The sequence below is a fragment of the Simplicispira piscis genome, from assembly GCF_054783455.1.
Genome location: NZ_BAAGQN010000016.1, coordinates 1 through 21,103, shown reverse-complemented (window position 1 = coordinate 21,103; position 21,103 = coordinate 1). Strand labels below are relative to the sequence as shown.

18 protein-coding genes and 2 tRNA genes are annotated in these 21,103 nt (G+C 58.8%); 9 read left to right on the top strand and 11 right to left on the bottom strand.

What is annotated here, in order from left to right; all coding sequences use genetic code 11:
• Window positions 1–34: 34 nt before the first annotated feature.
• The 5 genes from ACYVOC_RS12070 to ACYVOC_RS12050 all read right to left on the bottom strand — a co-directional run bounded on the left by ACYVOC_RS12070 (window position 35) and on the right by ACYVOC_RS12050 (window position 7,568).
• The gene (locus ACYVOC_RS12070; protein ID WP_461161972.1) at window positions 35–688 is read right to left on the bottom strand and encodes a hypothetical protein; all 654 of its coding nucleotides are present in this window, start codon (window positions 686–688) and stop codon (window positions 35–37) included.
• A complete protein-coding gene (gene zapE / locus ACYVOC_RS12065) occupies window positions 685–1,788 on the bottom strand; it encodes a cell division protein ZapE (RefSeq protein WP_461161971.1) in 1,104 nt (367 codons plus the stop codon). The genes ACYVOC_RS12070 and zapE overlap by 4 nt, the downstream gene beginning before the upstream one ends.
• 86 nt (window positions 1,789–1,874) lie before the next feature.
• The gene (lpdA, locus tag ACYVOC_RS12060; RefSeq protein ID WP_461161970.1) at window positions 1,875–3,302 is read right to left on the bottom strand and encodes a dihydrolipoyl dehydrogenase; all 1,428 of its coding nucleotides are present in this window, start codon (window positions 3,300–3,302) and stop codon (window positions 1,875–1,877) included.
• An 87-nt stretch (window positions 3,303–3,389) separates the two neighbouring features.
• Window positions 3,390–4,640 carry a 2-oxoglutarate dehydrogenase complex dihydrolipoyllysine-residue succinyltransferase gene (odhB, locus tag ACYVOC_RS12055; protein WP_461161969.1) on the bottom strand — a complete coding sequence of 417 codons (1,251 nt, stop codon included), beginning with the start codon at window positions 4,638–4,640 and terminating at the stop codon, window positions 3,390–3,392.
• 51 nt (window positions 4,641–4,691) lie between these two features.
• A complete protein-coding gene (locus ACYVOC_RS12050) occupies window positions 4,692–7,568 on the bottom strand; it encodes a 2-oxoglutarate dehydrogenase E1 component (RefSeq protein ID WP_116003997.1) in 2,877 nt (958 codons plus the stop codon).
• Between the two features lie 243 nt (window positions 7,569–7,811).
• On the opposite strand from ACYVOC_RS12050, the gene ACYVOC_RS12045 reads away from it, so the two are divergent.
• Window positions 7,812–8,858 carry an AI-2E family transporter gene (locus ACYVOC_RS12045; protein ID WP_116003998.1) on the top strand — a complete coding sequence of 349 codons (1,047 nt, stop codon included), beginning with the start codon at window positions 7,812–7,814 and terminating at the stop codon, window positions 8,856–8,858.
• Window position 8,859: 1 nt separating this feature from the next.
• Here ACYVOC_RS12045 and ACYVOC_RS12040 read toward each other — a convergent pair whose 3' ends face one another.
• Window positions 8,860–10,836, bottom strand: coding sequence for a sigma-54-dependent Fis family transcriptional regulator (locus ACYVOC_RS12040; RefSeq protein WP_116003999.1), 1,977 nt, complete (start codon window positions 10,834–10,836; stop codon window positions 8,860–8,862).
• Window positions 10,837–11,182: 346 nt separating this feature from the next.
• Between ACYVOC_RS12040 and adh the strand changes: the two genes are divergently transcribed.
• Both adh and ACYVOC_RS12030 read left to right on the top strand, forming a co-directional pair.
• Window positions 11,183–12,703, top strand: coding sequence for an aldehyde dehydrogenase (adh, locus tag ACYVOC_RS12035; protein WP_116004000.1), 1,521 nt, complete (start codon window positions 11,183–11,185; stop codon window positions 12,701–12,703).
• A 62-nt stretch (window positions 12,704–12,765) separates the two neighbouring features.
• On the top strand, window positions 12,766–13,161 hold the full coding sequence (locus ACYVOC_RS12030; RefSeq protein WP_461161968.1) for a DUF779 domain-containing protein: 396 nt from the start codon (window positions 12,766–12,768) through the stop codon (window positions 13,159–13,161).
• On the opposite strand, the gene def is transcribed toward ACYVOC_RS12030, so the two are convergent.
• A complete protein-coding gene (def, locus tag ACYVOC_RS12025; RefSeq protein ID WP_461161967.1) occupies window positions 13,115–13,654 on the bottom strand; it encodes a peptide deformylase in 540 nt (179 codons plus the stop codon). The genes ACYVOC_RS12030 and def overlap by 47 nt on opposite strands.
• Before the next feature lie 176 nt (window positions 13,655–13,830).
• Here def and ACYVOC_RS12020 point away from each other — a divergent pair, with 176 nt between their 5' ends.
• From ACYVOC_RS12020 to ACYVOC_RS11995, 6 genes are all read left to right on the top strand, one after another.
• Entirely contained in the window at window positions 13,831–14,274 is a 444-nt protein-coding gene (locus ACYVOC_RS12020; RefSeq protein ID WP_116006044.1) for a YbaN family protein, read from the top strand.
• A gap of 54 nt (window positions 14,275–14,328) precedes the next feature.
• Window positions 14,329–14,404, top strand: a tRNA-Asn gene (locus tag ACYVOC_RS12015).
• Window positions 14,405–14,454: 50 nt separating this feature from the next.
• A tRNA-Asn gene (locus ACYVOC_RS12010) sits at window positions 14,455–14,530 on the top strand.
• 126 nt (window positions 14,531–14,656) lie between these two features.
• The gene (gene aat / locus ACYVOC_RS12005) at window positions 14,657–15,412 is read left to right on the top strand and encodes a leucyl/phenylalanyl-tRNA--protein transferase (RefSeq protein WP_461161966.1); all 756 of its coding nucleotides are present in this window, start codon (window positions 14,657–14,659) and stop codon (window positions 15,410–15,412) included.
• On the top strand, window positions 15,409–16,191 hold the full coding sequence (locus tag ACYVOC_RS12000) for an arginyltransferase (protein ID WP_461161965.1): 783 nt from the start codon (window positions 15,409–15,411) through the stop codon (window positions 16,189–16,191). The genes aat and ACYVOC_RS12000 overlap by 4 nt, the downstream gene beginning before the upstream one ends.
• Window positions 16,192–16,220: 29 nt before the next feature.
• Window positions 16,221–17,042 (top strand): IclR family transcriptional regulator, encoded by an 822-nt coding sequence (locus tag ACYVOC_RS11995; protein ID WP_116004004.1) that lies wholly within the window; start codon window positions 16,221–16,223, stop codon window positions 17,040–17,042.
• 43 nt (window positions 17,043–17,085) lie between these two features.
• Here ACYVOC_RS11995 and pbpG read toward each other — a convergent pair whose 3' ends face one another.
• The 4 genes from pbpG to ACYVOC_RS11975 form a co-directional block, all read right to left on the bottom strand.
• On the bottom strand, window positions 17,086–18,147 hold the full coding sequence (gene pbpG, locus ACYVOC_RS11990; RefSeq protein ID WP_116004005.1) for a D-alanyl-D-alanine endopeptidase: 1,062 nt from the start codon (window positions 18,145–18,147) through the stop codon (window positions 17,086–17,088).
• Window positions 18,148–18,313: 166 nt separating this feature from the next.
• Window positions 18,314–19,852 (bottom strand): 2-isopropylmalate synthase, encoded by a 1,539-nt coding sequence (locus ACYVOC_RS11985; protein WP_461161964.1) that lies wholly within the window; start codon window positions 19,850–19,852, stop codon window positions 18,314–18,316.
• 207 nt (window positions 19,853–20,059) lie between these two features.
• Window positions 20,060–20,893, bottom strand: a complete 834-nt coding sequence (gene pssA / locus ACYVOC_RS11980) for a CDP-diacylglycerol--serine O-phosphatidyltransferase (RefSeq protein WP_116006045.1) — start codon at window positions 20,891–20,893, stop codon at window positions 20,060–20,062.
• Window positions 20,893–21,103: hypothetical protein (locus tag ACYVOC_RS11975; RefSeq protein ID WP_461161963.1), on the bottom strand; the 211-nt coding region annotated here is incomplete at its 5' end. The genes pssA and ACYVOC_RS11975, both read right to left, overlap by 1 nt.

The window sequence follows — 21,103 nt, the reverse complement described above, 5'->3', positions numbered from 1 at the left end:
TGCACATAGGCCTGGCCCGCTCGGCGGTAACGGCTCAGGGCGGCAAGGGCGCTGCGGGCTTTTTACCTTGAGCAGCTTCGTCGGCTTGCCGTTGCTGCACACGCGCCTTGCGGGCCGTGGCGGCCTGCAAGCGTTCGGCTCGCCGCAAGCGTTCGCTCTCTGCCTTTTGCTGCACAGCCTGGTTGTGCTGTGCCTGGGCTTTGCGTGCGGCTCGCTGGCGCTCTGCCAGATGATGGGCACGCTGATCCGCGTGGGCCTCTTCCGTATTGCGGTCAACGCGGCCTGGGGCTACCGCAGGCCGCGCAGGAGTTGGTACCGGTGCGGTGCGCGCGCGCTGGCGCTGCCGGATGTCTTCGAGACGCTGGGCCGCACGCTCCTGGCGCTCGGCCTCATCCCACACGGACTCGCGCTGGCGCAGCACAGCCTGGGCATCGCGTGCATGGCGCCGGGCCTTGCGCAGGCAGTCTTCAACGGCGAAACGCTGGTAGCAATCAGCCTCGGACTGCCGCAAAGCCTGGGCGATGGCCTCCCGCTCCTTGCGCACGGCCTGTCGCCCAGCGGCCCGGGCAGACGCTTCAGAGGGTGCGGGAACGGAAGCCGCACGCCCTTCCTCCGGCAACACCTGGGCCCAGGCGGCCATGGCCATGAAAGCGGCGCCCAGGAAGGCCAGAGAGACTGTCCGCTTCACGTCAACCCCGTGTCGACGACGCGGCGTTCCAGGGCCAGGTATTCCTTGGACTGCATTTCATTGAGGCGCGAGACCGTGCGTGGAAATTCATGCACCAGCGGTCCTTCGGTGTAAAGCTGCTCGGGCGGCACCGCGGCAGAGAGAATGAGCTTGACGCGCCGGTCGTACAGCACGTCAATAAGCCAAGTGAAACGCCGCGCAGGCGACGCCATGCTGACGGGCATGTAGGGCACATCAGAAAGCAGCACAGTATGGAACTGCGTGGCGATTTCGAGGTAGTCATTCTGCGATCGCGGCCCGCCGCACAGGGTACGAAAATCGAACCACACCACTCCGCCCGCCTTGCGCCGTGCCGTAATTTCACGGGCTTCAATGTACAGCACCGGGTCTTCATCGCGCACCTCCGCCAGCTGATCGAAAGTGCGCTCCATCTCAGCGTCGGCCAGAGCCCCTAGCGGCGTGTGGTACAGCTGAACCTGCTCCAGGGTGCGGCTGCGGTAGTCGGTGCCGTTGTCGACGTTGATGACTTCCATGCGCTCTTTCAGTAAAGCGATGGCGGGCAGGATGCGGTCGCGGTGCAAGCCGTTCGGATACAGGCCATCGGGTTCGAAATTAGAGGTGGTGACAAATCCCACACCATTTTCGAACAGGGCCGCCAGCAGCCGGTGCAGGATCATGGCGTCGGTAATGTCCGCCACGTGAAATTCATCGAAGCAGATCAGCTTGTAGCGCTTGGCAATGCGTGCGCCCAGCACATCCAGCGGGTTCACCGTACCTTGCAGGCCAGCCAACTCGCGGTGCACCTCGCGCATGAATTCGTGAAAGTGCAGGCGCACCTTGCGCTTGAGCGGCACGGCATTGAAGAAGCAATCCATGAGGAAGCTCTTGCCGCGCCCCACTCCGCCGTACATGTACACGCCCCGCGGAATATCGGGGCGGTTGATCAGCTTCTTCAGGGCGCTGGAGCGCTTGGACTTATAGGCAGCCCACTCGTCGGCACAGCGCTGCAGGGCCTGCACCGCGCGCAGTTGCGCCGGGTCGCTCTGAAAGCCCTTGCTGGCCAGCTCAGCCTCGTAAGCCTGGATTACTGACGAGGACAAAGGCAATTCTCCATACTATAAAAACAATAGCTACTAACGCTTATCCAATAAGCGCTAGAGCCATATTTCTCTACAAAACAAAAACATCAGAAGTTCAAGGTGCGCTTGTCCACTGCCAGCGCAGCTTCCTTCATCGATTCGGAGAGCGACGGGTGGGCGTGGCAGATCCGGGCGATGTCCTCGCTGCTGGCCTTGAACTCCATGGCGACCACCGCTTCTGCAATCAACTCGCTGGCCATAGGCCCGACGATGTGTACGCCCAGAATTTCATCTGTGCTTGCATCGGCCAAAAACTTGACCATGCCCGTGGTGTCACCCAGGGCGCGTGCGCGGCCATTGGCCAGGAAGGGGAAGGTACCCGCCTTGTACTGCACACCTTCCTGCTTGAGCTGCTGCTCGGTGCGCCCCACCCAGGCAATTTCTGGGCTGGTGTAGATGACCCAGGGGATGGTGTTGAAATTGACATGTCCGTGCTGGCCTGCGATACGCTCGGCCACGGCCACGCCCTCTTCCTCTGCCTTATGGGCCAGCATGGGGCCGCGCACCACATCGCCCACCGCCCAGACGCCCGGCAGATTGGTCTTGCAATCGGCATCGACGACGATGGCGCCGCGCTCGTCCAGCTGCAAGCCCACAGCCTCATGGTTCAGGCCAATGGTGTTGGGCACGCGGCCGATCGACACGATGAGCTTGTCCACATCCAGGCTGACAGCCTCACCCTTGGCGTTGGTGTAGGCGACGTTCACGCCCTTTTTGCCGGACTTGACTTCGCCAATTTTCACGCCCAACTCGACCTTCAGGCCTTGCTTGTCAAAGGCCTTCTTGGCTTCCTTGGCGATCTGCTCATCCACGGCGCCGAGGAAGGTGGACAGGCCTTCCAGAACGGTGACTTCGGCACCCAGGCGGCGCCAGACCGAACCCATCTCCAGCCCGATCACGCCCGAACCGATCACGCCCAGCTTCTTGGGCACCGCGCCAATGCGCAGTGCACCGTCGTTGGACAGGATGTTCTCTTCATCAAACGCCACGCCAGGCAGCGCTCGCGCATTCGACCCCGTAGCCACGATGACTTGCTTGCCCACCAGGGACTCTTCAGTAGCGCCGGCGACCTTGATCTCGTAGCCGCCTTCCACCGTGCGCACAAAGGAGCCGCGGCCATGGAAGAAGCTGATCTTGTTCTTCTTGAACAGGTAGAGGATGCCGTCGTTGTTCTGTTTCACCACCGCATCCTTGCGGCCGACCATCTTGGCTACGTCCATCTTGACGCCCGTAGCGGTGATGCCATGGTCTGCAAAGTGCTTGTTGGCGTGTTCAAAATGCTCAGACGACTGCAGGAGCGCTTTGGACGGAATGCAGCCCACGTTGGTGCAGGTGCCGCCAGGCGCGGGGCCGCCTTTTTCATTCTTCCACTCGTCAATGCACGCAACGTTGAAGCCTAACTGGGCAGCGCGAATTGCACCGATGTAACCGCCGGGACCACCGCCGATGACGATGACGTCAAATTGTTTACTCATGGGGAAAACCTCATTCAATGGGTTGAAAACCCACCAGGCGCAGCGCCCAAGGGTGCCGCGCGGGTGGGTCGGGCCACGTGCAGTGGCTTAGATGTCGAACAGCAGGCGGGAAGGATCTTCCAAAGCCTCCTTCATGGCGACCAGGCCCAGAACGGCTTCGCGGCCGTCGATGATGCGGTGGTCGTACGACATGGCCAGGTAGTTCATCGGACGGATGACGATCTGGCCGTTTTCCACCACGGCACGGTCCTTGGTCGCGTGTACGCCCAGAATCGCTGACTGTGGCGGGTTGATGATAGGCGTGGAGAGCATGGAGCCGAAGGTGCCGCCATTGCTGATGGAGAACGTGCCGCCCGTCATTTCTTCAATGCCCAGCTTGCCGTCCTTGGCCTTTTGGCCGTACTCGGCGATCTTTTTCTCGATCTCGGCAAAGCTCATCTGGTCGGCGTTGCGCAAAATCGGCACCACCAGACCACGGGGCGAACCCACAGCGATGCCGATGTCGAAATAGCCGTGGTACACGATGTCGTTGCCGTCGACCGATGCATTGATCACCGGGTACTTCTTGAGCGCATGCACCGCCGCCTTCACGAAGAAACTCATGAAGCCAATCTTGACGCCATGCTCTTTAGAGAAAGCGTCCTGGAACTTCTTGCGCATCTCCATCACCGGGGCCATATTCACTTCGTTGAACGTGGTAAGGATGGCATTGGTCGATTGCGATTGCAGCAAACGCTCGGCCACACGGGCGCGCAGGCGGCTCATGGGAACACGCTGCTCGGGACGATCGCCCAGATCAGGCTTGGCCGCAGGAGCCAAGACCTGGGGCAGTGTCTTGGTCGGCACGCCGGTGGGAATCACCGAGGCGGTGGACTGCACGCCGCCAGCCACGGCTGCGAGCACATCGCCCTTGGTCACACGACCATCCTTGCCTGTGCCTGCCACGGCGCTGACCGACAAATGGTTGTCTGCCAGCAATTTGGCGGCAGCCGGCATGGCCACATCATTCTTGCTGCCACCTGCAGAGGCTGCGACGGGCGCTACTGCAGCCGGTGCTGCAGGCGCCGCGGCAGCGGCGGGTGCAGCACCGACTTTGCCTTCGGTGTCGATGCGCGCGATGAGTTGCTCTGCCGTCACGGTAGCGCCGTCGGCCTGCACGATCTCGGCCAGCACGCCCGCAGCGGGCGCCGGCACTTCGAGTACGACCTTGTCGGTTTCAATCTCGATCAGGATCTCGTCGATGGCGACAGCATCACCGGCCTTTTTCTTCCATTGCAGCATGGTGGCCTCGGCCACGGACTCGGACAACTGGGGGACTTTGACTTCTACGATAGCCATTTTGAATTCTTTCCAGAGAGGTGTTTTGTACTGAGTGAGGGGTTTCCGGCCTTACTTGGTCAGGACAAAACCCTTGAGCTTGGCGAAGGCACCTTCGACCAGGGCTTTTTGCTGCTCCTGGTGCAGATGCGAATAACCCACCGCCGGCGATGCGGAGGCCGCACGGCCCGAGTAGCCCAACTTTTGGCCATCGAGCATGTTTTCGTAGATGTTGTGCTGGATGAAGAACCAGGCACCCTGGTTTTGCGGCTCGTCCTGGCACCACACGATCTCAGTCGCCTTGGGGAAGCGCTTGAGTTCCGCTGCAAAGGCCTTGTGCGGGAATGGGTAGACCTGCTCGACGCGCACGATGGCCACGTCCAGGCTGTCCAGTTCAGTGCGGTGCTTGACCAGGTCGTAATACACCTTGCCTGAGCAGGCGATGACGCGCTTGACCTTGGCAGCATTGCGCACGACATCCTGGTTGTGCTCCGGAATCACCGTCTGGAAACTGCCCTTGGTGAACTCGGACAACGGCGAGGCCGCGTCCTTGTTACGCAACAGCGACTTGGGCGTCATGATGATCAGGGGCTTGCGCAGGTTGCGCACCATCTGGCGGCGCAGCACATGGAAGATCTGGCTTGCCGTAGTGGGCTGCACAATCTGCATATTGGCGTCAGCCGCCAACTGCATGAATCGTTCGAGACGGGCCGAACTGTGCTCGGGGCCCTGGCCTTCATAGCCGTGCGGCAGCATCAGGGTAATGCCGTTCACACGGCCCCATTTCACTTCACCCGAAGCGATGAACTGGTCGATCACGACCTGCGCACCGTTGGCGAAGTCGCCAAACTGCGCCTCCCAGATCACCAACGTGTTCGGATCATTGGAGGCATAGCCGTATTCGAAGGCCAACACCGCTTCTTCCGACAGGATGGAATCAATGACAACAAAAGGCGCCTGGTTGTCCGCCACGTTCTGCAGCGGAATGTAGCTGCCCACGTCCCACTTCTCGCGCTTTTGGTCATGAATGACCGCGTGGCGGTGCGTAAAGGTGCCACGACCGCAGTCTTCGCCCGACAGACGCACCGGATAGCCACTGGCCACCAGCGAAGCGAAAGCCATGTGCTCGCCCATGCCCCAGTCCACCGGGACTTCCCCACGGCCCATGGCAGCGCGGTCGTCATAGACCTTCTTCACCAAGGAGTGCGGTGAAACAGACTCTGGAATGGTGGTGATCTTCTCGGCCAGGCGTTTCCATTCGGCCAACGGAATCGCTGTGTCGCCAGCATCAGTCCACTTCTTGCCAAGGAACGGACTCCAGTCCACTGCGTATTTGCTCTTGAAGTTGGTCAGCACCGGATCGACCGTGTGCTTACCAGCATCCATGGCGGCGCGGTAGGCTTTGGCCATGTCGTCGCCCAGGGTTTCGCCCATGCCCTGCGTGGCCAGGCGATCGGCATACAGCTTGCGCGTGCCGGGGTGCTGACCGATCTTCTTGTACATCAGGGGCTGCGTCAGACTGGGGGTGTCTTGCTCGTTGTGGCCGAGCTTGCGGAAGCAGACGATGTCCAGCACCACGTCCTTGCAGAACTCCATGCGGAATTCCAGCGCCAACTGCATGGCCAGCACGACGGCTTCAGGGTCGTCGCCATTGACGTGCAGAACCGGCGACTCGATCATCTTGACGATGTCCGTGCAGTACAACGTGGACCGCATGTCGCGCGGATCAGAGGTCGTGAAGCCGATCTGGTTGTTGATGATGATGTGCACTGTGCCGCCGGTGGAATAACCACGGGTCTGTGCCAATGCCAATGTTTCCTGATTCACGCCCTGGCCAGCAAAAGCCGCATCACCATGCACCAGCACAGGCAGCACCTGCTTGCCTTGCGGGTCTGCGCGACGGTCCATGCGAGCCCGCACAGAGCCTTCGACCACCGGGTTCACGATCTCCAGGTGAGAAGGATTAAAGGCCAGCGATAAATGGACGGGGCCGCCAGGGGTCGAAACATCGGAACTAAAGCCCTGGTGGTACTTCACGTCACCGGAGGGCAGATCTTCAGGCGCAGTGTGGTCGAATTCTGCGAACAGGTCCTTGGGCATCTTGCCCAGTGTGTTGACCAGCACGTTCAACCGACCACGGTGGGCCATGCCAATCACGATTTCCTGGACGCCCCGCGCACCTGCTGCACTGATCAGTTCATCCATGGCGGCAATGAAGCTCTCGCCCCCTTCGAGCGAAAAGCGCTTCTGGCCGACATACTTGGTGTGCAGAAAACGTTCCAAGCCTTCGGCCGCCGTCAGGCGATCCAGAATGCGCTTCTTGCGTTCTGGGCTGAAATTAGGTTTGCTGCGAATGCTTTCGAGCTTTTGTTGCCACCAGCGCTTCTGGTTCTGGTCGGTGGCATACATGAATTCGGTACCGATGGTGCCGCAATAGGTTTCGTGCAATGCGTTGAGCAATTCGCGCAGCGGCATTTTTTCTTTGCCGAAGAACGTGTTGCTGGCGTCAAACACCGTTTCCAGGTCAGAGTCACTGAAGCCGTAGAACGACGGTTCGAGTTCTGGAATGGCCGGGCGCTCGGTGCGTTTGAGCGGATCCAGGTCGGCCCAACGTTGTCCCACGTTGCGGTATGCAGCGATGAGCTGTTGCACGGCGGTACGTTTGCGGCCCATTTCGGCATCGGCGCTGGCCACCACCACCTTGGTACCACCTGCCTTGGCGCGCTCGGCGAAGGCATTGACGACCGGCATGTGGGGCACGTCCTTGGCATTGCTGCCATCCACCGCAGGCACATGCTGCAGGGCATCAAAATATTCTCGCCAGGTGTCCGGGACGCTACCGGGATTGGCCAGGTAGTTTTCGTACATTTCTTCGACATAGGGCGCATTGCCGCCGAAGAGGTAGGTGTTGCCTTGATAGGCTTGATAGACGGACGTTGTCTCGCTCATATTCCGCTGACCTCCGCTTTCCTTGAGAAAGCATTTGGTGGTTTAACAAACCTTCCGCGACACGGCTGAACCGGTTGGCGGATGCGACTGTGGCTGGGGAAGGGCCTGGTACGAACGCGATTGTGCCATTGATCGCTGAAACCTGGCGCCGTTGCGCCTCATTTGTTTCATGAACACCGTCCGCGCGATGCGGCTCTGGCGTACATTCAGCGCCTTGCATTGTTGCCGAACCGACACACACCCATGAACCAGCCTACGCTCCAGAACAAGACCCTCTTGCTGCTCCTGGTCACGGTCTCCGTGGCCTTCGCGGCGATTCTTTTCCCCTTTTATGAAGCCGTTTTTTGGGGTGTTGCGCTGGCCATTCTTTTCTCGCCGCTGCACCGCAAGGTACGTAAGCGCATGCCAGGCAAGCCCAATCTGGCTGCGTTGTCGACCCTGCTGCTGTGCCTGGTGGTGGTAATCCTGCCCATGACGCTGCTGAGCATTTCGCTTGTGCAGGAGGCCACCCATGTGTACGAGCGGCTGCGCTCGGGCCAACTGGATTTCGGCACCTATGTGCAACAGGTCATTGCCGCCCTGCCCGCCTGGGCCGTGAGCCTGCTCGACAGCCTGGATCTGACCAGTGTGGCCGCACTGCAGCACAAGCTGTCTACGGTATCGGTGCAGGCCAGCCAGCTGCTGGCGACCCGCGCACTGAACATTGGGCAGAACACCCTTCAGTTTGTGGTGAGCTTTGGCGTGATGCTGTATCTGCTTTTCTTTTTGCTGCGCGATGGCCAGGCGCTGGGGGCGCGTATCCGCAGAGCTATTCCGCTGGACGAAAGCCATAAACAGGATCTGAGCAGCAAGTTCATCACCGTGATCCGCGCCACCCTCAAGGGGAACATCATGGTGGCCGCCACGCAGGGCTTGCTGGGGGGATTCATCTTCTGGGTGCTGGGAATTCAAGGGCCCGTACTGTGGGGGGTCCTGATGGCTTTTCTGTCCCTCTTGCCGGCTGTAGGCGCCGGTCTGATCTGGGGCCCGGTGGCCATCTATTTCTTTGCCACAGGCGCTGTATGGCAAGGCAGCATATTGACAGCTTATGGCGTGGGAGTGATCGGGCTGGTGGATAACATCTTGCGGCCCATCCTGGTGGGAAAAGACACCAAGATGCCCGACTATGTGGTGCTCATCTCTACCCTTGGCGGCATGACCCTGTTCGGCCTGCATGGTTTTGTCATCGGGCCCGTGATCGCTGCATTGTTCATCGCCATCTGGGACCTGGTCACGCCCCCCGGCCCCTGAATCAGTCGCCCCCCGGCACTTCCCGAAGGCGCCGGTAGACGGTATTGCGGCTGACACCCAGCACCCGGGCTGCCTCGGACAAGTTGCCCGCGCAAGCCGCAACGGTCTGAGCAATGGCCTGGCGCGAAATCGACTGAAGCTTCGCCAATCTCACGTCTACCGCCTCACTACCGGCCGCGCCTGCTTGGTCTGGGGCAGCAACGCCCAATCCGAGGGCCAGCGCCAAGTCATCGGAAAGGTGGTGCCAGTCGATGATGGATTCATGCTCTTCCAGCAGCGCGCAGGCCGTGCGCAAGGCATTTGCCAGCTGACGCACGTTCCCCGGCCAGGGATACCGACGCAAGTTGTCGCGCAACCCAGCAGCAACGGCAATCGGGCGATCGGGCACCAGGCGCGAGAGCTGAGTTTCCAAGAGATGGTCAAAATCGGAGCGCTCACGCAACGCGGGCAATTGCAGTGTCAGACCATTGATGCGGTAATACAGATCTTCGCGAAAGCGTCCTGCCTGCATCTCCAAAGGCAACTGCCGATGGGTTGCGCAGACCAGGGAAAAATCCACTGGCACAGGTTTTCCACCCCCCAAGGGCACGACCTCGCGCTCTTGCAGGACACGCAACAGCCGGGCCTGCAAAGACAACGGCATGTCTCCGATCTCATCCAGAAACAAGGTTCCGCCATGTGCCTCTCGGACACGCCCAGGCGTGCCTTCGCGGCGGGCACCGGTAAATGCGCCCCCTTGATAACCAAACAGTTCAGCCTCTATCAGGTTCTCGGGCAAAGCGGAGCAGTTCACCGCGACAAAGGCTTTTGTGCAGCGTGTGCCGCTGTCGTGCACGGCCCGGGCAAACATCTCTTTGCCCACGCCCGACTCCCCCTGCAGCAGCAAGGGAATCGGCTTATCCATCACCTTGCGTGCACGCGCAATCGCTGCTTGCATCACTGCATCACCCGTGTCCAGCGCCGCCAGCGCATCCTTCCTTTGCCCCGCCTCGGGCAACTGTGACTGCGCGCCGCGCGTGTATTGCAGCGAACGCCCCGTCTCGGCCCGCAACCAGACGGATTCTCCTGATGTTGTGTGTACGACCCGCGGAATATGCACCGATCGCTGACACCAATCGAACAACTGGTCTAGTGGTTCCACCAAAACTGCATCCAACCGCACCTGTCCCAGGTCTTGCCAGACAAGGCCTAGAAGATCGAGGGCCGAAACACTGGCGCCGACGAGCACACCATCCCCCCGCACTGCCAACAAACCTTCCGTCATGGTTCCCAGACCTTCAGGCTGGGCATGAAGACGCAATCGCAATCCAGCCCATTGGCGCAGGTCGTGCCGCGTCTCAAACAGCCGGTGCTCAATCATTCGCGCGGCCGACCGTACCAGACCAAGGGTGTGACGATGGTAGCCACGGTAGTCGCCGGACACATCCAGTGCACCCAGCAAATGGCCATCGGGGGCGTGAATGGGGGCTGCGGCACAGGTCAGGAAACCATTGCGCTCAAGAAAATGCTCATCGGCGTGCACAACCAGCGCACGATCGTCCGTAAGTGCCGTGCCAATCGCATTCGTACCGCGGTATTGCTCATGCCATGTGGCACCCGGGCGCAACGCGACTCGCTCGGCACGGTCCACAAACTGAGGGTCTCCTGATGCATGCAAGAGCATGCCGTCCGTCCCGGCCAGCACCACCATGCTGTCGCTGTCGCGTGTCTGGTCGAACAAAAACTCCATCACTGGTCGCGCATGCGCGACCAATTCACGCTGAATTTCGAGCGCCCGGGCCAGTTGTGCAGCAGAAGCATGCGGGACGCCTGGAGTTCGACCGCAAGGCTGTAAACCGGCATTCCAGCTTCGCAACCAGGAGCGGGATAACTCCGACTGAATCATGTCGGGCGGCAGGCTGCCGCTGTTCATCAGTTGGCGGCGTGCCTGCCTGAGCAGACGCGGAACGGGTCTATCCGGAAGAGCGGAAGGGGGCATGGCCGTTTGTCTCCTGATGGTTCAGTGGCCAGGATGGGTGCGCCATCTCCGGCGTCGCCATTGCGGCATACATGGTGACAGGCCCATTGTGCGCCAGGGTGTATTTCAGTTTCAGCAGGAAAACCCACCCAGTTGTTCTGTTTTGCAACACCCTGTACCACCTGGCAGCACACTGGGACACCCGGTACAGCCTCGCTTTCGCCTTAAACCAGCAAGAACACTGGCTTCACGCCATCAAACTACCCAAACAAAGGCTGGCATGCATTGTGCGTAACGTCCTGCGAAGACTGCCCACGGGAATCGTGGATCGCTTCATGGTCAACACATTCATTCAAGGAGACATTCCATGCTGTACGCCCTCCCCGGCTCCCCCGACGCGAAGATCAAATACAAACCCCGCTATGACAATTTTATTGGCGGCAAGTTTGTTGCACCGGTGAAGGGTGGGTACTTTGATGTAGTCACTCCCATCACCGGCAAGGTGTACACCCAGGCTGCACGGTCTACTGCAGAAGACATTGAACTGGCGTTGGATGCCGCACACGCCGCCTCGACAAAATGGGGTCGCACCCCTGCCGCAGAGCGCTCCAACATTCTCCTCAAAATTGCCGACCGTATCGAGCAAAACTTGGAACTATTGGCTTACGTAGAAACGGTGGATAACGGCAAGGCCATTCGTGAAACGCTGAATGCAGACATTCCCCTCACCGCGGATCATTTCCGCTACTTTGCAGGCTGTCTGCGGTCTCAGGAAGGTAGTCTGAGCGAAATCGATGGCGACACCATTGCCTACCATTTCCATGAACCCCTGGGCGTCGTTGGCCAAATCATTCCCTGGAACTTTCCCATTCTGATGGCTGCATGGAAGCTTGCACCGGCACTGGCCGCTGGCAACTGCGTGGTACTCAAACCGGCGGAATCCACGCCGGTATCCATCTTGGTCATGATGGAGTTGATTGCCGACCTATTGCCTCCCGGAGTTTTGAACATTGTTAACGGTTATGGCCGTGAGGCGGGAATGCCGCTGGCGTCCAGCCGCCGCATTGCCAAGATTGCCTTTACGGGCTCCACCGCCACAGGACGAGTCATTGCGCAAGCTGCGGCTAACAACTTGATTCCGGCCACGCTGGAACTGGGTGGAAAGTCGCCCAACATCTTCTTTGCCGACGTGGCCAATGCCGATGACGACTTCTTTGACAAAGCCATCGAAGGACTGGTGCTGTTTGCTTTCAACCAAGGCGAGGTCTGCACATGCCCCTCCCGAGCACTTATCCAGGAATCGGTCTACGACCGCTTCATGGAACGCGCTCTGGCACGTGTCAAAGCCATCCAGCAGGGCAGCCCACTTGACACCAACTGCATGATGGGCGCCCAGGCCTCCGTTGAGCAGATGAAAAAAATCGAGACCTATCTTGCATTGGGCAAGGAAGAAGGTGCGCAGGTGTTGATCGGGGGTAACCGCGCACAGCTGCCCGGCGACCTGTCGGGCGGCTACTACATCCAGCCAACACTGTTCAAAGGCCACAACAAGATGCGCATTTTCCAGGAAGAAATCTTCGGCCCTGTGCTGGCAGTCACCACGTTCAAAGACGAAGCTGAAGCCCTGGCGATTGCCAACGACACACCCTACGGTCTGGGCGCTGGGGTATGGACGCGGGACGGCAGCACAGCCTACCGTATGGGACGCGCCATCCAGGCAGGCCGGGTGTGGACCAACTGCTACCACGCCTATCCCGCTCACGCCACGTTTGGCGGCTACAAGGAATCAGGCATTGGCCGCGAAACCCACAAGGTAATGCTCGACCACTACCAGCAGACCAAGAATCTGCTCGTAAGCTACAGCCCCAAGGCACTCGGCTTCTTCTGACGTAGGACGGGCGGCCTCTGGCCGCCTTTTTTCTCTCAGCAACCGACCTTGAAAGGACTGCCATGCCCGAACGTGTCGTAGCGACGCCTGCTGCCGAGGCCCTGATCGATCGCCTCAAAGAGCAGCACGGTTTGGCATTGATGTTCTATCAATCACACGGGTGCTGCGATGGCAGTGCGCCGATGTGCTACCTCGAAGGCGAGCTGACCCCAAGCCGTTACGACCTGCTGCTCGGGAAAATCGGAGGCTGCCCCTTCTATATCAGCGAGTCCCAGTATCAATACTGGAAAAACAGCCAGTTGATCATTGACGTCACCGAAGGAAGTGGTTCCACCTTCTCCCTAGAAGGCCCAGAGGGCGTCTGCTTTACGACTGGCTCCAGACTGTGGACCGACGCAGAGCTGGAGACCCTCAATCATCCAGGCCCGGATCCATCTCCGGAAACAGTACCTCAGTAAAACCAAACTGGGTGAAATCGCGCATACGCATCGGGTACAGGATGCCAGCCAAATGGTCGCACTCATGCTGCACCACCCGCGCGTGAAAACCATCTACATCGCGCTCTATGGCATTCCCTTGCATGTCATAACCTGTGTAGCGGATGTGGGACCAACGCGGCACGCGGCCTCGCAATCCGGGCACCGACAGACAGCCTTCCCAATCCAGCGCCTCTTCATCCCCTACCGGGGTAATCACTGGATTGATAAGCACCGTGGCAGGCACCAGTGGCCGGTCAGGGTAGCGGGGGTTGGGTACATCGGAGCCAAAGACCACCACCTGACGATCCACCCCGATCTGCGGTGCAGCAAGCCCTGCCCCCATGGCCGCACGCATAGTGTCGTGCATGTCGGCGACCAGTTGCCGCAGTGCATCAGTGCCAAATTCAGTCACAGGACGAACCGCACGGAACAACCGCGGGTCACCCATTCTCAGTATCGTGTGGACAGCCATGGTCAGAGAAAAGTTGGTAACGGGCGAGCGTAAATCTTTTTGCCAACGCTTGTATTGGCAGGGGCTGCAAACCGAACCACAGCATACCGGTACTGCGGACAGGCTCTTTCCCTCCAGTAGCACAGCCCTGGATGCAAAATACGGTGACTAAAAACCATGCCCTACCGACCCAGACCATGGAACCCTCCACTGGCAAGCCTACCGCAGCGGCAGCGGGCACCGGCCGACCTGCTCCACCCGTTCACCGCACGCTTCCGCTGCTGGTGCGATGGGCACTGCTGTCGTTTGCCATCATGTGTCTGGTGCTGGGAATCATTGGCGTGTTTGTTCCCGGACTGCCGACCACCGTATTCATACTGATGGCCGCATGGGCCGCAGCTCGTAGCTCTCCCCGCCTGCACGAATGGCTGTGGTACCACCCCTTGTTTGGTGTCATGCTGCGCGACTGGGCCAACGGCGGCCGTGTCAACCGCCGCTCAAAATGGAGCGCGACGATACTGATGACCTTGTGCGGAGTCATCTTGTTTGTCACAACGCCCAAGATTTGGGCTGCGGCGATGGCCTGCACTTTCATGGCCTGCGTGCTGACATGGCTCTGGTGCCGCCCAGAGCCTGTATGAATATGGCAAACAGCTGAATTTCACAATTTTTTATGTATATAATCTGAGGCTTATTCCTCGATAGCTCAGTTGGTAGAGCGCCGGACTGTTAATCCGTAGGTCCCTGGTTCGAGCCCAGGTCGAGGAGCCAAAATTTTCAGGCCCTGCATGTGTAAGCAGGGCTTTTTCAATACCAATCATTCCTCGATAGCTCAGTTGGTAGAGCGCCGGACTGTTAATCCGTAGGTCCCTGGTTCGAGCCCAGGTCGAGGAGCCAAAAAAAAGAGCCCTGAACGATTCCGTTCAGGGCTCTTTTTTTGCAAATTGCTGCTGCACCAGATTTGTCTGAATTCAAGACCCCTTGTCTCAGCGACAATCATGACATTGCTCGTTAACCAACCCCATGTCACCCGAACTGCCTTGGCTGGAAGATACGGATCCATTCCCCGCCCCTCTTCGGGCTTGGGGGCCTGATAGCCCAGCCCCTGGACTGCTAGCGGCCGGGGGAAATCTCGACGTATCTCATCTCGCTCAAGCCTATCGCCAAGGCACCTTTCCCTGGTTCAGCACGGGCCAGCCCATTTTATGGTGGTCACCCGACCCACGGATGGTGCTGGAGACAAGCAACTTTCAGCTGCACCGTTCACTGCGCAAGACACTCCAAAAATTTCGTGCCAACTCTGAATGTGAAATCAGGGTAGACCACGACTTTCAGGCAGTAATTGCCTATTGCGCAGGAAAAAAACGCAAAGAACAGAACAGCACCTGGATCGTGCCATCGATGATCGAGGCTTATTGCGCCTTTCATGCAGCAGGCCATGCCCACAGTGTTGAAACCTGGGTGGGCGGTCAACTCGTTGGAGGTCTGTACTGCATTGGCATGGGTCGCGCTGTTTTCGGTGAATCCATGTTTGCGCTGGCGACTGATGCCTCCAAGATCGCCTTGGCTGCTTTGGTATGCTTGTGCCGTCACCAGCAGGTTCCTCTGATTGACTGCCAGCAAAACACGGGCCATCTTGCGTCACTCGGCGCACGGGAAATCTCGCGCACGGCATTCTTGCAACATGTGTCTGCAGCATGCACGCAGGAACCACTGCATTGGTCTTTCGACCCCGTATACTGGGACGAGCTTCTGCCACCCTCAGCGCCTGCGGCATGACGCAACTCAACGACCTTCCTCTACAAACACTGCAGTTCTACGCCACGGCACCATATCCGTGCAGTTACCTGCCCAATCGCCAAGCCCGATCACAGGTTGCAACGCCTAGCCACTTGGTCCGCAGCGACATCTATTCCCAACTGGTCTCACAAGGTTTCCGCCGCAGCGGGATGTTTACCTACCGCCCTTATTGCGATGGTTGCCGAGCGTGTAAGGCACTGCGCGTGCTGGTCAATGACTTCAAGCCCGATCGCGGCCAACGCCGCTCCCAGGCACAGCACGCCCATTTACAAGCCCGGGTACTGCGCCCCAGCTTCGTCCCTGAACACTACCAACTCTATCTACGCTACCAGAACGGTCGCCACGCTGGCGGAGGCATGGACCACGACAGCATTGACCAGTACACCCAGTTTTTGCTCCAGAGCCGGGTGAACTCACGTCTGGTGGAATTCCGTGAACCGGACACGGAAGGCACCCCGGGCCCTTTACGCATGGTGTCGCTACTGGATGTACTCGACGATGGGCTCTCGGCGGTCTACACCTTCTACGAACCCCAAGCCCGCAGCAGCTATGGCACATTCAGCATCCTGTGGCAGATTGAACAGGCCCGTACACTGGGCCTGGCCCATGTCTACCTGGGCTACTGGATTGCAGAGAGCCCCAAGATGAACTACAAGGCCCGCTTTCTTCCCCATGAAGTACTGACAGACGAACAGTGGCACCCGGTCGGTTTACGCAAGGCACCTGCTCCAGAGAAGCGGCGTGATTTCACAAGGTAAAATCACATTTCTGCCGTATTGCACACCCCATGAAGAAAACAGACCCGGACCTTCCCGCCAAACCCAGCGTACAAGTCATCGAGCGCATGTTTGCACTGATCGATGTGCTTGCCTCGCGTGAGGAAGCGATTTCTCTCAAAGAAATCAGCGAGCGAACCGGACTGCACCCCTCCACCACACACCGCATCCTGAATGACTTGGCCATTGGCCGTTTCGTGGACCGCCCCGAATCAGGTAGTTACAGGCTGGGGATGCGCCTTCTGGAATTGGGTAACTTGGTCAAAGGGCGCCTGAGTGTCCGCGATGCAGCCATGCATCCCATGCGCGAGTTGCACCGCCTCATACAGCAACCTGTCAATCTCAGCATGCGCCAGGGTGATGAGATCATTTATGTCGAACGGGCGTACAGCGAACGCTCAGGCATGCAGGTGGTGCGGGCCATTGGGGGGCGTGCGCCACTGCACTTGACATCTACTGGCAAATTATTTCTGGCGGCTGACGATCCTCAACGCCTACGCGCCTACGCCATGCGCACAGGCCTGGCTGGCCACACACGCAACAGCCTGACGCAATTGCCTGCGCTCGAACGGGAACTGTCCAAAGCCCGCGCCAGCGGCATCGCCCGTGACAACGAGGAGTTGGAACTGGGGGTGCGATGCATGGCGGCAGGCATCTATGACGACCAAGGACGGCTAGTGGCCGGCCTATCGATCTCTGCTCCGGCCGATCGGCTGGATGAAAGCTGGTTACCCAAATTGCAGTCCACAGCGCACGAAATATCCGTAGCTTTAGGCTACAAACCGCAGCCAGATAGTGCGCCACGGGGCGCCCTATCGTTACCGACCCATTAGGCCCAACAACAGGCTGCACCAGTGCGACACGGCAAGAATTTTTTCAACTCTTGCCCGCAATGCCCCCGCCACCCAAAGCCGCTGGGTGCGTGGCGACCATGGATTCAACCCAGTTGCGCACGCGAACCGCATCGCCAATTCGGCTGAGCTTGCCTGCCGAATCGAGGAAAACCATGATCAGTTTACGTCCCGATATTTGTGTCTGCATCACCAGACAACGGCCTGCTTCCGAGATATAGCCCGTTTTCTGCAGGCCAATATCCCAACTGGGATTTTTCACCAACTGATTTGTGTTGTTGTATTGGAGGGTTTTTTGCCCGACCGCAACTTCATAACCTGGGGAAGTGGAGAATTCGCGCAGAACCGGGTCGCTGTGAGCAACGTTGACCAGCAACGCCAGATCGCGGGCGCTGGACTGGTTAAGGCTGGAAAGCCCGGTGGGTTCGACGTAGCGCGTATCGGTCATTCCCAACAGGCGCGCCTTGACATTCATTTGGGTGACAAAAGACTTGAGGCCTCCGGGATAGGTGCGTCCCAATGCATTGGCTGCCCGGTTCTCGCTGGACATCAGCGCCAAATGAAGCATCTCCCTCCGACTCAGCGTGGTGCCAACAACCAGACGCGAGCGGCTTCCCTTCTCCGTATCGATGTCGTCTTCTGTGATGGTGATGGCCTCATCCATCGGCAAGGCCGCTTGGCTGATGATGAGACCCGTCATGAGCTTGGTGAGCGAGGCAATAGGAAGCACGACTTGATCGTTTTTGCTGAACAAGACTTCGTGGGTGTCCTGGTCTACGACCAAGGCAACACTGGATTTGAGGTCCAGGGGGTCATTCCGATCATGCAGGCCTGCCAACTCTCCAAAGGACTGGCGCGCTGCCGCCATGCGAACCGGTGCACGTGCGGACGCCGAAACGATACGTGAAGCCTTCCCACGTGCTGCCAGCTTGCGCGGGGCCACCGACTTGGCTGCAGGACGTTTTCCTGCGACTTGGTGCTTTTTTTCCACCGCCTGTTTACGCGGTGCGGCTTGGGCGCCAGAGGTGGCAAACAACAGCCCTGCCAATACCATTCCACACAGTTGAAGCAGTGAGCGTGGGGCCATCTTGGATTGGTGTGAAATCAAAGCTCATCTCCTGGCGGCAACAATTGTTTCACAGTGTAGTTCCAATAAAAAAATCGCGCAAGATCAATGTCTTGCGCGATGATTTGCATCAATTAGGCGAGATTTTACGCGGATTCAACCGCCCCTGCGAACTCGCCTCGGCGATTCAACCCTGCGCAGCCACCCGATCCGCCTTGCTGTGCAGTTTATTGAGTGCACCGATATAGGCCTTGGCCGAGGCCACCACGATATCGGGATCAGCCCCCACACCATTGACAACCCGCCCACTGTTTTGCAGTCGCACAGTGACTTCGCCCTGGCTCTCGGTGGAGCCGCTGATGGCATTGACCGAATACAGCACCATTTCTGCGCCGCTTTTCACATGCGACTCGATGGCTTTGAGTGAGGCATCCACAGGCCCATTGCCATCAGAATCGCCTCGCACCTCTTTGCCGTCTACCGTGAAAACCACGCTGGCATGGGGCCGCTCTCCGGTTTCACTGTGCTGCGCCAGAGACACGAACGCATACTGCTCGCTGCCCCCGTGAACGCTGTCATCGCTCACCAGCGCCAGAATATCTTCGTCAAAGATTTCGCTCTTGCGATCGGCGAGTTCCTTGAAGCGAGCGAACGCGGCGTTGGTATCGGCCTCGCTTTCCAAACTTACTCCCAGATCCTGCAAGCGCTGCTTGAAAGCGTTGCGACCGCTGAGCTTACCCAGAACGATCTTGTTGGCGCTCCAACCCACGTCTTCAGCGCGCATGATTTCGTAGGTGTCACGTGCCTTGAGCACGCCATCTTGGTGGATACCGCTGGCATGGGCAAAGGCATTGGCGCCTACCACGGCCTTGTTGGGCTGAACCACAAAGCCAGTCGTCTGGCTTACCATGCGACTGGCCGCAAGGATATGCTGCGTATCGATACCCACTTCCAAGTTGAAGTAGTCCTTGCGTGTCTTGACCGCCATGACCACTTCTTCGAGCGAACAGTTTCCCGCACGCTCACCCAAACCGTTGATGGTGCATTCCACTTGGCGCGCGCCACCAATCTTGACGCCGGCGAGCGAATTGGCCACTGCCATACCGAGGTCGTTGTGGCAGTGCACAGACCAGATTGCCTTGTCACTGTTGGGAATGCGTTCGCGCAAGGTCTTGATGAAGTTGCCGTACAACTCAGGTACGGCATAGCCTACGGTGTCAGGCACATTGATAGTAGTAGCGCCCTCATGGATCACGGCCTCGATGACGCGGCAAAGAAAGTCCACTTCGCTGCGGTAACCGTCCTCAGGGCTGAACTCGATGTCGCCCACCAGGTTACGTGCAAAGCGCACCGATTGCTTGGCCTGCTCCAGCACCTGCTCGGGTGTCATACGCAGCTTCTTTTCCATGTGCAACGGACTGGTGGCAATGAAGGTGTGAATGCGCGCACTGTTGGCCCCCTTAAGAGCCTCGGCCGCGCGGGCAATGTCGCGGTCATTGGCGCGCGAGAGCGAGCAAATGGTGGAATCCTTGATCGAGTTGGCGATCAGTTGCACCGCCTCGAAATCGCCATTGGAGCTGGCCGCAAAACCGGCTTCGATCACATCCACGCGCAGGCGTTCGAGTTGGCGTGCAATGCGCAGCTTCTCGTCGCGCGTCATGGATGCACCGGGCGACTGCTCGCCGTCGCGCAAGGTGGTATCGAAAATAATCAGTTTGTCAGCCATGTGGTTTCTCCTGGTTCCTGGTGGGTTGATGGCCCGCAGCGCAATTTATGGCACCCATAAAAAAAGCCCGTTGCGACTGCAGACGGGCCTGTGTGGAAAAAGTGTGCGCGCGCGCTTTACTGTCTCCGCCCGTGGGGGGATAGCAGTAGGGCCAGTGCAAACGATTTCATGGATGTCAATGTAGCACAAAAATTGCATGCGCCCGCATCATTTGTGCAAACCACGCTCGTCGGGCTCATCCGTAGACATGCTGATGACGCTGCTGTGCTGCCCCCGGGACTTGCGCACGGCATAAACGACATAGCCACTGAGCCCATAGAACACGAATACGCTGAACAACACGATGGGCGGGTGGATGTTGATGATGGCAATGCCCAACGCAATCAGCACGATCACGATGAACGGCACGCTTTTCTTCATCTGCACATCCTTGAAACTGTAGAACGGCACATTGGTCACCATGGTCAGGCCCGCGTACAACGTGAAAGCAAACATCAACCAGGTCACCTGCGCCCAGCTGATCCAGTGATCTTGTCCACGTGCTACGCCCAACTCGGTCATCAGCCAGATAAACCCCGCTACCAGTGCAGCGGCAGCCGGGGACGGCAAACCCTGGAAATAACGTTTGTCCACCACAGCCGTGTTGACGTTGAAACGCGCCAGCCGCAAAGCAGCGCAGGCGCAATAAACGAACGAGGCAATCCACCCCCACCGACCCAGGCCGTGCAGCGCCCAGACATAGGCGATGAGAGCAGGAGCGGCGCCGAACGACACCATGTCTGAGAGAGAGTCCATTTGCTCGCCAAACGCGCTTTGCGTATTGGTCATGCGGGCAATGCGGCCATCCAGGCTATCCAGCACCATGGCACAGAACACACCGATGGCAGCTTGGTCAAACCGACCGTTGATGGCCATGACAATGGAATAGAACCCGCCAAACAGCGCGGCGAGAGTAAACAGGTTGGGCAGGATGTAGATGCCCTTGCGCCGCTTGCGTAGCACTACGCCCTGGTCAGTATGGGACTCTTCTCCGTCATGCATCAAATGTGTCTCCAACGCTTATCTATTAAGCGCAAGCAGCTATCAAAAAAGTAGTACGAACTCACCACAGAACGCTGCAGTGTAGCCGTGGCCTCACGCCGCAGGTGGAGTGCTTCACCCAAAACAAAGGCCACCGAAGTGCAATGCCAGTCAGTTAAGCCCTGACTGGCATTTTTTTTGTTGGGAACTTGCTGCGAGAGCGCTTGACCT

Bases quoted from the DNA above. Each gene is read 5' to 3' on its own strand.
- ACYVOC_RS12040 (WP_116003999.1), bottom strand. From the start codon at position 10,836: ATGCCCCCTTCCGCTCTTCCGGATAGACCCGTTCCGCGTCTGCTCAGG.
- def (WP_461161967.1), bottom strand. From the start codon at position 13,654: ATGGCTGTCCACACGATACTGAGAATGGGTGACCCGCGGTTGTTCCGT.
- lpdA (WP_461161970.1), bottom strand. From the start codon at position 3,302: ATGAGTAAACAATTTGACGTCATCGTCATCGGCGGTGGTCCCGGCGGT.
- ACYVOC_RS12050 (WP_116003997.1), bottom strand. From the start codon at position 7,568: ATGAGCGAGACAACGTCCGTCTATCAAGCCTATCAAGGCAACACCTAC.
- aat (WP_461161966.1), top strand. From the start codon at position 14,657: ATGTCACCCGAACTGCCTTGGCTGGAAGATACGGATCCATTCCCCGCC.
- pssA (WP_116006045.1), bottom strand. From the start codon at position 20,893: ATGCATGACGGAGAAGAGTCCCATACTGACCAGGGCGTAGTGCTACGC.
- pbpG (WP_116004005.1), bottom strand. From the start codon at position 18,147: ATGGCCCCACGCTCACTGCTTCAACTGTGTGGAATGGTATTGGCAGGG.
- ACYVOC_RS12045 (WP_116003998.1), top strand. From the start codon at position 7,812: ATGAACCAGCCTACGCTCCAGAACAAGACCCTCTTGCTGCTCCTGGTC.
- adh (WP_116004000.1), top strand. From the start codon at position 11,183: ATGCTGTACGCCCTCCCCGGCTCCCCCGACGCGAAGATCAAATACAAA.
- ACYVOC_RS11985 (WP_461161964.1), bottom strand. From the start codon at position 19,852: ATGGCTGACAAACTGATTATTTTCGATACCACCTTGCGCGACGGCGAG.
- odhB (WP_461161969.1), bottom strand. From the start codon at position 4,640: ATGGCTATCGTAGAAGTCAAAGTCCCCCAGTTGTCCGAGTCCGTGGCC.
- ACYVOC_RS12030 (WP_461161968.1), top strand. From the start codon at position 12,766: ATGCCCGAACGTGTCGTAGCGACGCCTGCTGCCGAGGCCCTGATCGAT.
- ACYVOC_RS11995 (WP_116004004.1), top strand. From the start codon at position 16,221: ATGAAGAAAACAGACCCGGACCTTCCCGCCAAACCCAGCGTACAAGTC.
- ACYVOC_RS12000 (WP_461161965.1), top strand. From the start codon at position 15,409: ATGACGCAACTCAACGACCTTCCTCTACAAACACTGCAGTTCTACGCC.
- ACYVOC_RS12020 (WP_116006044.1), top strand. From the start codon at position 13,831: ATGGAACCCTCCACTGGCAAGCCTACCGCAGCGGCAGCGGGCACCGGC.